Annotated in this window: 10 protein-coding genes; 7 read left to right on the plus strand and 3 right to left on the minus strand. The window is 67.2% G+C overall.

The features are described 5' to 3' along the window. Positions 1 to 7: 7 nt before the first annotated feature. The gene (locus AABQ55_RS15570) at positions 8 to 655 is read left to right on the plus strand and encodes a DUF1176 domain-containing protein (protein WP_272805647.1); all 648 of its coding nucleotides are present in this window, start codon (positions 8 to 10) and stop codon (positions 653 to 655) included. 333 nt (positions 656 to 988) lie between these two features. Here AABQ55_RS15570 and AABQ55_RS15575 read toward each other — a convergent pair whose 3' ends face one another. Continuing rightward, positions 989 to 3,532: a methyl-accepting chemotaxis protein gene (locus AABQ55_RS15575; RefSeq protein ID WP_272805648.1), complete on the minus strand. Its 2,544-nt coding sequence runs from the start codon at positions 3,530 to 3,532 to the stop codon at positions 989 to 991. 384 nt (positions 3,533 to 3,916) lie between these two features. Between AABQ55_RS15575 and AABQ55_RS15580 the strand changes: the two genes are divergently transcribed. The 3 genes from AABQ55_RS15580 (at position 3,917) to mobB (ending at position 6,042) form a co-directional block, all read left to right on the plus strand. Beyond that, positions 3,917 to 4,825, plus strand: coding sequence for a DMT family transporter (locus AABQ55_RS15580; protein WP_272805649.1), 909 nt, complete (start codon positions 3,917 to 3,919; stop codon positions 4,823 to 4,825). 63 nt (positions 4,826 to 4,888) lie between these two features. Continuing rightward, the gene (gene mobA / locus AABQ55_RS15585; protein ID WP_244769626.1) at positions 4,889 to 5,524 is read left to right on the plus strand and encodes a molybdenum cofactor guanylyltransferase MobA; all 636 of its coding nucleotides are present in this window, start codon (positions 4,889 to 4,891) and stop codon (positions 5,522 to 5,524) included. Beyond that, positions 5,521 to 6,042, plus strand: a complete 522-nt coding sequence (gene mobB / locus AABQ55_RS15590) for a molybdopterin-guanine dinucleotide biosynthesis protein B (protein WP_272805650.1) — start codon at positions 5,521 to 5,523, stop codon at positions 6,040 to 6,042. The genes mobA and mobB overlap by 4 nt, the downstream gene beginning before the upstream one ends. A 60-nt stretch (positions 6,043 to 6,102) precedes the next feature. Here mobB and AABQ55_RS15595 read toward each other — a convergent pair whose 3' ends face one another. Together AABQ55_RS15595 and AABQ55_RS15600 are read right to left on the minus strand one after the other, a co-directional pair. Next, on the minus strand, positions 6,103 to 8,079 hold the full coding sequence (locus AABQ55_RS15595; protein ID WP_272805651.1) for an OmpA family protein: 1,977 nt from the start codon (positions 8,077 to 8,079) through the stop codon (positions 6,103 to 6,105). A gap of 183 nt (positions 8,080 to 8,262) precedes the next feature. Continuing rightward, positions 8,263 to 10,437 (minus strand): OmpA family protein, encoded by a 2,175-nt coding sequence (locus AABQ55_RS15600; protein ID WP_272805652.1) that lies wholly within the window; start codon positions 10,435 to 10,437, stop codon positions 8,263 to 8,265. Positions 10,438 to 10,776: 339 nt separating this feature from the next. Here AABQ55_RS15600 and AABQ55_RS15605 point away from each other — a divergent pair, with 339 nt between their 5' ends. The 3 genes from AABQ55_RS15605 to AABQ55_RS15615 all read left to right on the plus strand — a co-directional run bounded on the left by AABQ55_RS15605 (position 10,777) and on the right by AABQ55_RS15615 (position 13,359). Beyond that, positions 10,777 to 11,559 (plus strand): ABC transporter substrate-binding protein, encoded by a 783-nt coding sequence (locus AABQ55_RS15605; RefSeq protein ID WP_272805653.1) that lies wholly within the window; start codon positions 10,777 to 10,779, stop codon positions 11,557 to 11,559. Positions 11,560 to 11,728: 169 nt separating this feature from the next. Next, positions 11,729 to 12,532, plus strand: coding sequence for an ABC transporter permease (locus AABQ55_RS15610; RefSeq protein ID WP_244769621.1), 804 nt, complete (start codon positions 11,729 to 11,731; stop codon positions 12,530 to 12,532). Next, complete coding sequence (locus AABQ55_RS15615) at positions 12,529 to 13,359, plus strand: ABC transporter permease (protein WP_272805654.1); 831 nt, start codon at positions 12,529 to 12,531, stop codon at positions 13,357 to 13,359. Before AABQ55_RS15610 ends, AABQ55_RS15615 begins: the two co-directional genes overlap by 4 nt. The last annotated feature ends 136 nt before the right edge of the window (positions 13,360 to 13,495 follow it).

Genomic DNA, 13,495 nt, shown 5'->3' on the forward strand with positions numbered 1-13,495 from the left:
GGTTTTGGTGAACGTCCTTCCGGCCCTCCTCCCCGCCCTCCTTGTCGCCGCCCTTCCCTCCCTCGGCCTTGCCGCCGAGCGGCCGGAGGGCATCGCCGCCGGCGAGGCGGTCGCCAGGGCCGCCCTAGGCGCGGATTGCGACATGAACGGCATGGAGGACGTACCGATGGTCGGTCCCGAGGCGGAAGGATTTGGCCACGCCCTCTACCGCTTCGCCTACAAGCCCGGCTACGACCCGAACGGTCCCGACATCGAGGCCGAGCTCTACCAGTTGTTCTGCGGCTCGGGCGCCTACAATATCCGCAACGCCTTCGTCCTGAAGACCGGCGACAGCGACACGCCGAAACTCATCGCCTTCGCCACGCCGGACCTTGCCTATGAATATGCGAACGAGGAGAACAGCCGGCTGACCGCCGAGCCGAAGATCCGCGGCTTCCGCGCCACCGCGCTGCTGGTCAATGCGAGCTTCGACGAGAAGACCCGCACCATCACCAGCCACACCGCCTGGCGCGGCATCGGTGACGCCTGGGACAGCGGCGAATGGGTCTTCCGCAACGGCGATTTCATGCTGACCCGCTTCGAGTTCGACCCGACCTACGGCGACCCGGGCCCGACGGTGCCGGAAAGCTACGTGGTCTACGAGGCCGGCAAGTAAGGGAATGGCGCAAACGAAAACGGCCGGGCGTCCCCTCGTCCGTCAGACTGCCGAGAAAGTCCCGCAAACCTCTCCTCCGTAAGGCTAGGGCCTGACCCGGTTGCGGCTGAGGATCCTCGGCTCAAGGCCGAGGATGACGTCGGTGGGTGGGAAAAGGTTTGCCGACCCGTTGAAAGAGCCGAACGACCCTCTTTGCTCACCGGCAGGACCACCGCCCTCTCCCCGTCATGGTCGGGCTTGACCCGACCATCCACGCTCCGGGTGCGGCAACGGATCCTCGGCTTACGGCCGAGGCGACGGAGGGCGTTTGTCGTCAAACGGAAAGCGTGCCCGTCACGCCGCGTGGTGCTGCCCGTAATAACCGCCCTCGCGCGTATCGAGGTCGCGCGTCTTGAAGTGGTCGATCTTCTGGTTGAGGACTTCGACGCGATGGCGCAGGCCGTGGATCTCGGCCGTGTTCTCCTCCACCATCGCCGCGTTCTGCTGCGTGATGAGCTCGACCTGGTGCACCGCCTGGTTCACCTCGTTGATGCCGTCATACTGCGCGGCGGCGGCCGCCTCGATCTGGCCGACCAGCGCATGGATCGAGGAGATGTGCTCGTTGATGACGGTCAGCGCCTCGCCGGTCTCGGTGACGAGCGCGACGCCGTTCCTGACCTGCGCCGAACTGTCGGAGATCAGGCCCTTGATCTCGCGGGCGGCACCGGCGCAACGCTGGGCAAGCTCGCGAACCTCCTGCGCGACGACGGCAAAGCCGCGGCCCGCCTCGCCGGCCCGCGCCGCCTCGACGCCGGCATTGAGCGCGAGCAGGTTGGTCTGGAAGGCGATCTCGTCGATGACGCCGATGATCGTGCTGATCTTCTCCGACGACCGGTTGATCTCGCCCATGGCGTCCACCGCCTTGGCCACGACCTCGCCGGAGCGTTTCGCATAGCTGTGCGTCTCGTCGACGGACACCGCCGTCTTCTGGGCGCTTTCGGCCGTCGAGCGCACGATGTCGGTGAGCTGGCGCAGCGCACGCGAACTCTCCTCCAGCGCCGCCGCCTGCTGTTCGGTGCGGCGGGCGAGATCGTCGGCGGAGGTGGCGAGGTTGCCCGTGCCGCCGTTGATCTCCATCGTCGTCGCGCGCACGTCCGACAAGGTGACGCGCAGGGCCTCGACCGCATTGTTGTAGGTGCGCGCCATCGCGACATATTCGGCGGCGAGCGCCTCCGTCATGCTTTCCTCCAGGTTGCCGGCGGCAAGCTGGCCGAGCACGTCCGACAGGGCCGTGAGCGCCTCGGTCTGCTCCGCCTCGATGCGGGCCTGCTCGCTGGCGCGGCGCGCCTGCTCCTCGGCCGTCATCTGGCGCTGGGCCTCGGCCTCCTGCTCCAGCCGGATGTTTTCCCGCGCCGCATCGCGGAAGACGGCGACCGAGCGCACCATGTCGCCGATCTCGTCGCCGCGGTTGCGGCCGTCGATGCTGATGTCGAGGTCGCCGCTCGCCAGCCGCGACATGGCTTCCGTCACCCGCTTCAGCGGGCCGCGCAGGGTTTCGACGAGCATCAGGCCGCCGATGATGGCGAGCAGCGTGCCGGCGACCATGGCGATGATCGAGACGTTGGCGGAGCGCTGGCTGTCCTTCTTGCCCGCCTCCTGGGCGCTGGAGACGAACTGCTCCAGTGTCTGGCTGGCATCGGCGACGGAGGCATAGGCGGCGACGCGCGCGGCCTGCCACTTCTCGCCGACGGAGATGAGGTCCTGGGTGCCCTGCTCGATCCTTGCGAGCGACGGCGCGAGCTTCTGCGAGAGGTCGCGCAGGGCGGCGTTCTTCGTGCCGAGCTTGGCAAGCTCGGCGGCGCTGCCGGCAACGGCCTTCACGTCCGCCAGCACCGCGTCGCGGCTCGGCTGGTCGAGCTTGCGGTGCAGCTCGCTGATATGCAGACGCGTCTCGTCGATGCCCTTGAACGTGTCGCCCATCAGCGTGATCAGCGTCTTCAGCAGCGCGATCTCCGCATCCATGCCGACGAAGCGCTTTGCCGCCGTGTCGGAATTCTTGCCCGCCTCCTTGAGGAAGTCGGCGTCGAACTTGGCGAGCTTGCCGAGCACCGGCACGAACTTCGCCTTCTTGGCGTCCGCGTCGTCGCTGCCGGCAAGGATGTCCTTGATCGCGGCCACCTCCGCCTCGAAGGGCTTGATCTGCTCCAGCGCCTTCGGCGAGGCGATCGCCTTGGATTCGTCGAGCTGCTTGAGGAGCTGCGGCAGGTAGGTCGTCGCCGCCTTGACCTTGTCCTCCGCCTTCATCGCCAGCGCGACGGGCTTGCGGAACTTGCCGATGCGCTCGGCAAGGCCCTGGTAGGCGGCGGCGTCGAACAGCAGCGCCTTGGCGAAGGCTTCCTTCTCGCCCGATTCGTTGCGGATGACGCCGATCTGCTTTTCGGCGAAGGCCCCGTCCCTGGCCATCGTCGCCAGCGCCTCCTCCAGCCCCGCCGTCACGGCGTTGCGCTCCTGGTCGATCGACCAGAGCGTTTCGCTCTGCCCGCGCATGGTGCCGGCAAGCGCCACGACCGAGGCGATCTTCGCCTTCTCGGCCGCATCGGGCAGAAGGGCGTCAAGATCGTTGATGCCGGCCTCCTGCTCGTCGATCCGCGCCCCGAGCGCCGCCCGCGTCTCCTCGCCCGGCTTGTCGACGAAGTCCTGCAGGCCGGTTCGGAGGTTCTGGAAATGCGACAGACTGTTGATCGTCTCGCGCGTCACCGTCATGTGGCCGTTCAGCGTGCTCGCGGTGAAATAACCGACGAGGCCGATGCCCGCGATCAGCGCGACGAGAGGAATGACGAACAGCAGCACCTTGGTGACGATGCGGCGCTGCTGGAGCAGGCGGTCGATGAAGGACATGGGTTCCCCGACGTTTTATGACGACCAAGATCCCGTCGGGTGTTCCTCAAAGCCGAAGCGGCCGCTCGGGCTCGCAGCGCGAGCGCGGCCGGCATCCGATACCGGGGCTTCGGCCGATCTTGCATCAGGCGGCCCGCCCCCACCCGTCGCATCATGCGATCGCTCATTGGGATGACGCAACGATAGGTGGGGAAGCTTAATGAATTCCTTCGGCAAAGCGGCAGAAATTCAAGCTGTTGCGCCGGAATCATCATACTTTCTGCCCAATTTTCATCCAGTCGCCGCTTCGTGCGGCAATCACCCCGTTTGTTCCACCCTCCATGGTGGTGGAATGCGGCGGACAATCCGCCTAAGAAGAACGAAGACACGCCTGGAATCACCTGCATGACCCCCACCGCCAACGCCAAGGGCGCCCTGTTCATGGCCATCGCTATGGCCGGCTTCACCTGCAACGACGCGCTCGTCAAGTCCGTCACCGGCGCCATGAACACCGGCCAGATCCTCTTCGTGCGCGGCCTGATGACGACGGTGCTCGTCGTCGCCATCGCGCGCTGGATGGGGGCGCTCGGTTCCTGGCGGATCGTGCTGCAGCCGGCCGTCGCCCTGCGCATGACCGCCGAGATCATCGCCTCGCTCGCCTATGTCTCGGCGCTCGGCGCCATGCCGCTCGCCAACACGGCCTCGATCCTCCAGGCCCTGCCGCTCGCCGTCACGCTCGGCGCGGCGCTCTTTCTCAACGAGAAGGTCGGCTGGCGGCGGTGGCTGGCCATCATCGCCGGCTTTGCCGGCGTGCTCATCGTCATCCGCCCCGGCCCGGAGGGCTTTTCGCTCGCGGCGGTCTACGTCATCGCCTCGGTCGTCGGCGCTGCCGCGCGGGACCTCTGTACCCGCCGGATCGACCGCGCCGTGCCCTCGCTGTTCATCAGCGTCATCACGGCGGTGTCGATCACCGTCACCGGCGCCGTGATGATCGTGCCGATGGGGGGCTGGCAGCCGGTCTCCGGCGAGGCCTTCGTCCGTCTCGCCGCCGCCAGCGTGCTGCTGCTCGTCGGCTACCAGACCATCGTCATCGCCATGCGCACCGGCGAGATCTCCTTCATCGCGCCCTTCCGCTATACGAGCCTCATCTGGGCGATCGCCATCGGTTTCCTGTTCTTCGGCGAAGTGCCGGACTTCTGGATGACCGTCGGCGTCATGATCATCGTCGCCTCCGGCCTCTACACCTTCTCGCGCGAGAACCGCCGCCAGGTGGCGGAGGCCGTGGCGCAGGAGTCCAAGCCCGAATCCCCCTGACAGGGTTGCGGCCCGCAGCCGCACCGACTAGACCGGAAAGGCGAAACGGACGGCGGGAGCGAGATGACAGCGGCGCATGCGATAGTGGGCGTGATCCTTGCCGGCGGCCTGTCTTCCCGCATGGGACAGGACAAGGCGCGCATCCGCCTCGGCGGCGCCGCCCTCATCGACCGCGCGGCCCGGCGCCTCAAGCCGCAGGTCTCGGCCATTGCCGTCAATGCCAACGGCCCGGTGCTCTTCGAGCGCGGCGAGGAGCTACCGGTCTTCGCCGATCTCGATGCCGCCCGCGCCGGCCCGCTCGGCGGCGTGCTCGCCGCCCTCGACTATGCCAGGCGCCACCACCCCGAGGCGAGCCACGTCGCCACCGTGCCGACGGACAGCCCCTTCTTCCCGACCGATCTCGTCGCCCGCCTGTCGCGCGTCGTCGACACGCCGGAGCGCATGGCGGTCGCGCGCTCGGTCAGCGGCCTTCACCCGGTCTTCGCCCTCTGGCCCGTCACGCTCGCCGCGGACCTTGCCGAATGGCTGGCCGGCGGCGGGGCACTGCGCGTGCGCAGCTATCTCGAGCGCCACCAGGCCCGGGAAATCACCTTCCCGCTGATCGAGACCCCGCGCGGCGAGTTCGACCCCTTCTTCAACATCAACACGCCGGACGATCTCGACGAGGCGGAAAACTGGCTCTGGGTGCTGGAACGATGACACGACCGAAGATCTTCGGCATTGCCGGATGGAAGAATTCCGGCAAGACGGGCCTTGCCGTGCGCCTGGTGAGCGAGCTCGTCTCGCGCGGCTACCGCGTCTCCACCATCAAGCACGCCCATCACGACTTCGACATCGACAAGGTCGGCGCCGACAGTTACCGCCACCGCCAAGCCGGCGCGCACGAGGTCACCATCGTCTCCGGCACGCGCTACGCCATCATGCACGAGCTGCGCGGCGCCCCGGAGCCGAGCTTCGGGGAAATCCTCGCGCGCCTCGCGCCCTGCGACCTCGTGCTCATCGAAGGCTACAAGCGCGAGCCGATCCCCAAGATCGAGGCGCGGCGGCTGGAGGCCGCCAACCGCACGCCGCTCGCCCCCGAAGATCCCCACATCGCCGCCATCGCCGCCGACCACCCCGTCCTGGACACGACCCTGCCCGTCTTCGACCTCGACGACACGGTAACGATCGCCGACTTCGTCGTGGCGGTGACGGGGTTGCAGAAACCGGAAAACTGAGCCGCAACGAAAAAGGCCGCGGGCAAACCCCGCGGCCTTGCGTTCGTCAGGGCCGGCCGATCACTCGGCCATCGCCACCGGCTTCACCAGCGGGGTGACGCGGCGGATGGTGACGCGGCGGTTGAGCTGTTCGGCGGCGTCCGTGTCGATCTTCAGGAAGCGCTCGCCGTACCCCTGCGTGGCGAGGTTCTCCGGCGGGATCTCGTAGACGTCGGTCAGGACGTTGGCGACGGCCTCGGCGCGCTCGTCGGAGAGCACGAGGTTCGATTCGTCCGAGCCGACCGCATCCGTATGGCCCTCGATCAGGAAGGTCTCGCCGGGATCCTTGTCGAGGATCTCGTTCATCGCCTCGGCCACCCTGCGCAGCGTCGAGGCCTGGTTCATCGAGATCTCCGCCGAGCCCGTGGCGAAGGTGATCGTGTCGAGGTCGATACGGCGCACCTTGTCGCGGATACGGGCCGAATACTTCACCTCGTCGAGCGAATAGACACGCTCGACCGGCTCGACCGGGGGTCGTCCCAGGAAGTCGCGATAGTCGATGCTGTCTTCCGCGGACGTGTCGACGATATATTCATCGACCGGGATGGTCAGGCGCATCGGCGGCAGCCGCTCGCCGGGATCGACGAAGGTCGGCCGGCTGTCGCGGTCGATTTCCGGCGCGTAGAACATCACATATTCCCGGCCGCGGCGGTCGATGCGCGAGCGCTGGATGATTTCGCCGTAGCGGTTGCGGATGGTGACGACGCGGTCACCGTTCGGCCGCTCGATGACCTCGCGCACGCGGCCGTTCGGCAGATCCTCGTAATAGGTCTCCGTGGCGCGGCGCGACAGGCGGCGGCCGTCGTCGGAACGCACGATGATGCGGTCGCCGAAATTGATCACGAAGCGGTCGTCGACCTCGCGCTGGACGCGCCAGCCGTCGCGGTCCTCGTAGCGCGGCCGGCGGTCGCGGCGCTCGCCCCGCTCCCGGTCGCCCGGCTCGTAGCGGACGCGGTCACGCCCTTCCCAGCCGACCTGCGCATCGCGGTCGGATTCGGGAACGCGCACGCGCACGTCGCGGCGCTTCTCCTCGCGTTCGCGGCGCAGTTCCTCGCGCGAGCGGTCGCGGCGGTTGTCCCAGTCCTTGTCGCTGTCGAGAACCGCGGCACCGTCGATGAACGGCAGCTCGATCGTCCCGGTCGTGCGCGACGGGTCGCGGGCGATGCGCTCGCGCTCCTTGTCGCGCTCGCGGCGAGGACGCCCCGCCGTCTCGTCCGGGCGCTTGCGCTCCCGTTCGGCCTCGCGCTGGCGCTCCTCGCGGTTGCGCTGCCGCTCCTCGCCCTGGCGCTGCTCGTCGCGTTCGGCATCACGCTGGCGCTGGCGGCGTTCCTCGCGCGCCTTCTGCTGGTCGTCCTGCCGGCGCTGTTCCTCCCGCTCGGCGTCGCGCTGCTGCTTGCGGCGTTCCTCACGGGCGCGCTGCTGGTTCTCTTCCTGGCGCTGCTGGTCGCGCTCCGCATCGCGCTGGCGCTGGCGGCGCTCCTCGCGCGTCTTCTGCTGGTCGTCCTGCCGGCGCTGCTCCTCCCGCTCGGCGTCACGCTGCTTCTTGCGGCGTTCCTCGCGGTTGCGCTGCTGGTTCTCCTCCTGGCGCTGCTGGTCGCGCTCGGCGTCACGCTGGCGCTGGCGGCGTTCCTCGCGCGCCTTCTGCTGGTCGTCCTGCTGGCGCTGTTCATCGCGCTTGCGCTCGCGGCGCTCCTGGCGGGCGCGGTCCAGCTGTTCCTTGGCTTCGCGGTTGTTCTTGCCGCCACCGTCATCCTCGCGGTTGCGCTTGCGCTCCTGCCGGCCCTCGTTGCCGTTGCCCTGGTCCTCGCGGTTGCGGCGCTTGGGAATGAGCAGGTCGTCGCCGAACTGCCCTTCCTCGGCCTGCACCGGAACGACACGCGCCGGACCGGCCAGCGGCAGCACGGGCCGCATCATGGCGGCCTCGACCGGCTGCCAGATAAACGACAGCGAAGCGATGGGCAGGGCCACCGTTGCCAGAAGTCTTGTTCTCTTAAGCATTGGCGTTTCCTCGTTTGCCAGCGTTCGACGCTATTGCATCAGGGTTTGGGGCGAATTTGTGTTTCCGCGCAAGTCGCCCGCCTTCGTTATCAGACGCTAATTCATGTGAGATGAATCTGCGCTGAATGCGTGAGGGCCGCCGGCGGCTGCCGGCGGCCCTCACCTAAACGCATGAAGATGCGATCAGTTCGCCCGCGCCATGGGGCGCACCAGCGTCGTGACGCGGCGGATGGTGACGCGGCGGTTCTGCTGCTCGGCAATCTGCGTCTTCACCTTCAGGAAGCGCTCGCCATAACCCTGCGTCTGCAGGTTTTCCGGCGGAATGCCGTAGACGTCCGTCAGGAGGCTCGCGACCGATTCGGCCCGCTCGTCGGAGAGGACCAGGTTGGACTTGTCGGACCCCACGGCATCCGTATGGCCCTCGATCAGGAAGGTCTCGCCCGGATCCTTGTCCAGCACCTTCTGCATGGCCTCGGCGACGGAGCGCAGCGTGCGGGCCTGCGACATCGGCACGTCGGCGCTGCCGGTGGCGAAGGTGATCGTGTCGAGGTCGATGCGGCGCACCTTGTCGCGCAGGCGCGCGGAATGCTTCACCTCGTCGATCGTATAGACCCGCTCGACGCGCTCGACCGGCGGCTCCGCGAGGAAGTCGTAATAATCCCGGTCCGGATTGCTCGACGTGTCGATGATGTAGTCGCTGACGGGAATGCGCAGGCGCATCGGCGGCAGCTCGTAGCCGACGTCGATGAGGCCCGGACGCGGGGCGTCGCCCTGCAGCTCCGGTGCATAGACGAGGATGTATTCCCGTCCGTCACGGCCGACGCGCGAGCGCTGGATGATGTCGCCGTAGCGGTTGTAGATCGTCACGATCTGGACGCCGCCGGGACGCACGATCGTCTCGCGCACGCGCCCGCGGGCAAGGTTGTCGTAATAGACCTCTTCCGAATCACGGCGCAGGCGCGGGCGGTCGTCGCCGCGCACGATCAGCCGGTCTCCGGCCTCCAGCACCGTGCGGTTCTCGAAGCGCTCGACGACATTCACCTCGGTGACGCTGTTGTCGATCGTCGTGTTGTTGACGGTGTTGTTGTTGATGACCGTGTTGTTGATCACGGTGGTGTTGATGATGTTGGTCGTCTCCGGCACCGCGAAGTCGGGCGCCTCCTTCACGCGCTTGCCTTCTTCCTTGATCGCGGCCTCGATCCTGCCGGGCACGGCCTCGCGCACCTCCTCGGAAATCGTCGCCTGGGCGGCATCGTCGGTGTCGGGAACCGGCACGTCCTCCTCCTGCGCGCGCAATTCCTCGCGCTTCTTGCGGCGCTCTTCGCGGCTGGCCTGGCCGCCGGCATTGTCGGCGTCCTTGTCGCTGTCGAGCACGGCGGCCCCGTTCTCCACCGGCAGCACCACCGTCTCGTCGGTCGTGGCCGGATCCTCGGCGATTTCCTGCTTCTCCTCCTCGGTCATCGTCTCGACGACCTCCGGCACCGGCTCGGCCGCGGGCGTCTCGCCGGTCCCGGCCGTGGCGGGCTGGTCCGTGCCGGTTTCGGCCGGGCTTTGCTCGCCGGCGACCGCCGGCTGTTCCCCCTCGCCCGTCATCGGCTGGTCGCTTTCCCCGGTCGTCGCCTGGTCGCTTTCATCGGTCGCCGGCTGGCCGCTTTCACTGCTCGTCGGCTGGTCGCTCTCCCCGGTCATCGGCTGGTCGCCGGCCGTCGTTTCGGAGGTGCCGCCGTCCTGCTGCGCGGGCTGTTCGGCCTGCTCCTCCCCGGCCGGCTTCTGCTCGTCCTGCGCCTTCTGCTCTTCGGCGGCCTTGCCGTCGTCCGCCTGCCGCTGCTGTTCTTCCTCGGCGGTGCGCCGGGCCTCGTCCTCGGCAGCCTTCTCTTCGGCCGCGGCCTTCTCCGCCTCTTCGGCCGCCTTCTGCCCTTCGGCCTGGCGCTGCTCTTCTTCCGCGGCCGCGCGTTGGGCTTCCTCTTCGGCCGCCTTCTCTTCGGCTGCGGCCTTCTCGGCGTCTTCAGCCGCCTTCTGCTCCTCCGCCCGGCGTTGCTCCTCGTCCGCCGCCGCGCGCTGGGCGTCCTCGTCCGCGGCCTTCTGTTCGGCGGCGGCGCGTTCCGCCTCTTCGGCGGCCTTCTGTTCCTCGGCCTGGCGTTGCTGCTCTTCCTCGGCGGCGCGCTGCGCCTCGTCCTGCTGCTGTTGTTGCTGCTGCTGGAGCAGCAGCTCCTCTTCGCTCGGCTGGCCTTCGCCGGTGCTTTCCTGGGCAACCTCGAACGGCTTCATCAGGGCATCGGCCAGTGCCGGCGTCGCGATCAGCGCGGTCGACAGGACCGGCAGCGCCACGGTTGCGAAAAGTCTGGAGCGGAAAGTCATCGTTTTATCCTCACGGTGTCCCGTCTTGCTCTCTGGAGAGGGCCGCCCGGCGCTTCCGGCCGTTTACGTGCCCGTCACAGTCTTCAAAGGCCTAGCCATCGCCGCCTTAACCCCGCCTGAACGGCGCGCGGTGAGACGCGAGATAGGCCGCGCCCGCCGTCCGGCCAGAGGGGGCTTGCGAAATTGTCGGGGAAACCGGGCGGAAAGACGGCGCGAATCCAGTTGATTTTTGGGCGAAAACCGGTCGATTATCGGCGCCAAGCGGGCAACCCTTGCCCGCTTCACTTCAAGGCCCGGACAACAAGAAAAACCCGAGCGCCTTCAACAGAGAGGATCAACATGCGTATTTCCAAACGTTTCACGCTCGCAGCCTCGGCTGCGGTCATCGCCCTCTTCGCGTCCTCCGCGATGGCTGAAGGCGAGAAGATCGTGATCGGCACGGAAGGCGCCTACCCGCCCTTCAACAATCTCGAATCCGACGGCACGCTGACCGGCTTCGACATCGACATCGCCAAGGCGCTGTGCGAGGAGATGAAGGCCGAGTGCACCTTCGTCACGCAGGACTGGGACGGCATCATTCCGGCGCTCATCGCCAAGAAGTTCGACGCGATCATCGCCTCCATGTCGATCACCGCCGAGCGCAAGGAGAAGGTCGACTTCTCCAAGAAGTACTACAACACGCCGCCGGCCATCGTCGTGCCGAAGGATAGCGAGATCACGGAAGCCACCCCGGAAGCCCTTGCCGGCAAGGCGCTCGGCGCGCAGGGCTCGACGACCCACTCCAACTATGCCGAAGCGCATATGAAGGATGCCGAGGTCAAGCTGTATCCGACGGCCGACGAGTACAAGCTCGACATCGCCAACGGCCGCATCGACGCCGTCATCGACGACGTGGTGGTGCTCTCCGAATGGCTGAAGACCGACGACGGCGCCTGCTGCAAGCTGCTCGGCACGCTGCCGGTCGACCCGGTCATCAACGGCGAAGGCGCCGGCATCGCGGTGCGCAAGGGCGAAACGGCGCTGGCCGACAAGTTCACCGCGGCGATCGCGGCGATCCGCGCCAGCGGCAAGTACCAGGAAATCAACGCCAAGTACTTCCCGTTCGACGTCTACGGCGACTGATCCGCGGCGCATCCCTGTCATGCGGGTTTTTTCTGAACCCATCACCAGAATGCACGGGCGGGAGGGCTTGCTCTCCCGCTCCTTTTGTTTGAGAACGTGCAGATAAGAAAAGACGGATGCATCAGGCAGCCGGACAACAAGCGCAAGGCGCATCGGGGGTTCTTCTGGCATGAGCGGGTTCTTCGCCGCCATCGTCGAGGCGGTATCCGCATTTCTCGGGATCATCGATCCCCTCTGCGGACCGGTCGGCATCTTCAACCTTTTTGCGGGCGACACGCTGCTCGCCTGCGGCAATGCCGGATGGGGCGACGAGATCGCCTTCGGCTTCCTGGTGACGGCGAGCCTTGCCATCGCCACCCTGCCCGTCGGCCTCGTCATCGGCTTCTTCATCGCGCTGGCCAAGCAGTCGGAGGAAAAGTCGCTGCGGCTGTCGGCCAACATCTACACGACGCTGTTCCGCGGCCTGCCGGAGCTCCTGACGCTCTTCATCGTCTATTACGGCCTGCAGATCCTCGTGCAGAACCTGGCGGCCGCGCTCGGCTATGGCGGCGCGGTCGAGATCAACGCCTTCTTCGCCGGCATGATCGCGCTCGGCGTCGTCTTCTCCGCCTATTGCTCGGAAGTGCTGCTGTCGGCCTTCAAGGCCATTCCGCGCGGCCAGTACGAGGCGGGCTACGCGCTCGGCCTGCACCATGGCCGCACCATGCGCCTCATCGTGCTGCCGCAGCTCATCCGCGTCGCCCTGCCCGGCCTCGGCAATCTCTGGATGGCGCTCCTGAAGGACACCGCGCTCGTCTCGGTCATCGGCCTGCCGGATATCCTGCGCCAGACCGGCGTCGCCGCGCGCGTCACGAAGGAAGCCTTCCAGTTCTACGCCATCGCCTGCCTGCTCTTCCTCGTCCTCGCCTTCCTCTCCTCGCTGGTCTTCTCGGCGATCGAAGGCTGGGCAAAACGTTCGGAGGTCGCCCGATGAGCGTCGTCACCACCCTCATTCCGCCGCAGGCCCCGCCGGAAGCCCCGCCAAAGCCCTTCACCGCCGGCCGCTTCTTCGGCAACATCTTCATGGGCGTCTGGCTGGCGCTCACCGTCGGCGTCTTCCTGATGATCGTCGGCGGCTGGGATCCGGAAAAGTTCACCCGTTACGGGCCGAGCTACCTCTCCGGCCTCGGCGTGACGCTGCTGCTCGTCGGCCTCTCCGTCGTGCTCGGCGGCCTCATCTCTCTGCCGCTCGCCTTCGCGCGCATGTCGAAGAACCCGGTCTTCTCGTGGCTCGCCTACGGCTATGTCTACTTCTTCCGCGGCACCCCGCTGCTGACGCAGCTCTTCCTCGTCTATTACGGCCTCGGCAGCTTCTCCGCCGAATTGAAGGCCTGGGGCCTGTGGTGGTTCTTCCGCGACGCCTGGAACTGCGCGCTCCTGACCTTCACGCTCAACACCGCCGCCTACCAGGCCGAAATCCTGCGCGGCGCCATCGAGAGCGTGCCGCGCGGCCAGCACGAGGGCGCCGCCGCGCTCGGCCTGCCCAAGAAGGTCGCCTTCTTCAAGGTCGTCCTGCCGCAGGCGCTCATCGTCGCGCTGCGCCCCTATGGCAACGAGATCATCCTGATGATCAAGGGCTCGGCCATCGTCGCCATCGTCACGGTCTTCGACCTGATGGGCGAGACCCGCCGCGCCTTCTCGCGCACCTTCGACTACCAGGCCTATCTCTGGGCCGCGCTGCTCTATCTCCTCATGGTGGAGCTGCTGCGCAACCTCTGGGCCTGGCTGGAACTGCGCCTGACGCGCCACCTGAAGCGCTGAAACACCTGGCAGCACTCGCGCACGAGTGCTGCCAACACGCTGATTTCAAAGAAATATTCCCGCCTTGGGCCAAATTTAAACCTTTCATTAACCCTGCAGGCGCTCAATCATAGGGACCATCATTCATCACGCGATG

Source organism: Shinella sp. WSD5-1, assembly GCF_963942435.1.
Lineage (GTDB): Bacteria > Pseudomonadota > Alphaproteobacteria > Rhizobiales > Rhizobiaceae > Shinella > Shinella yambaruensis.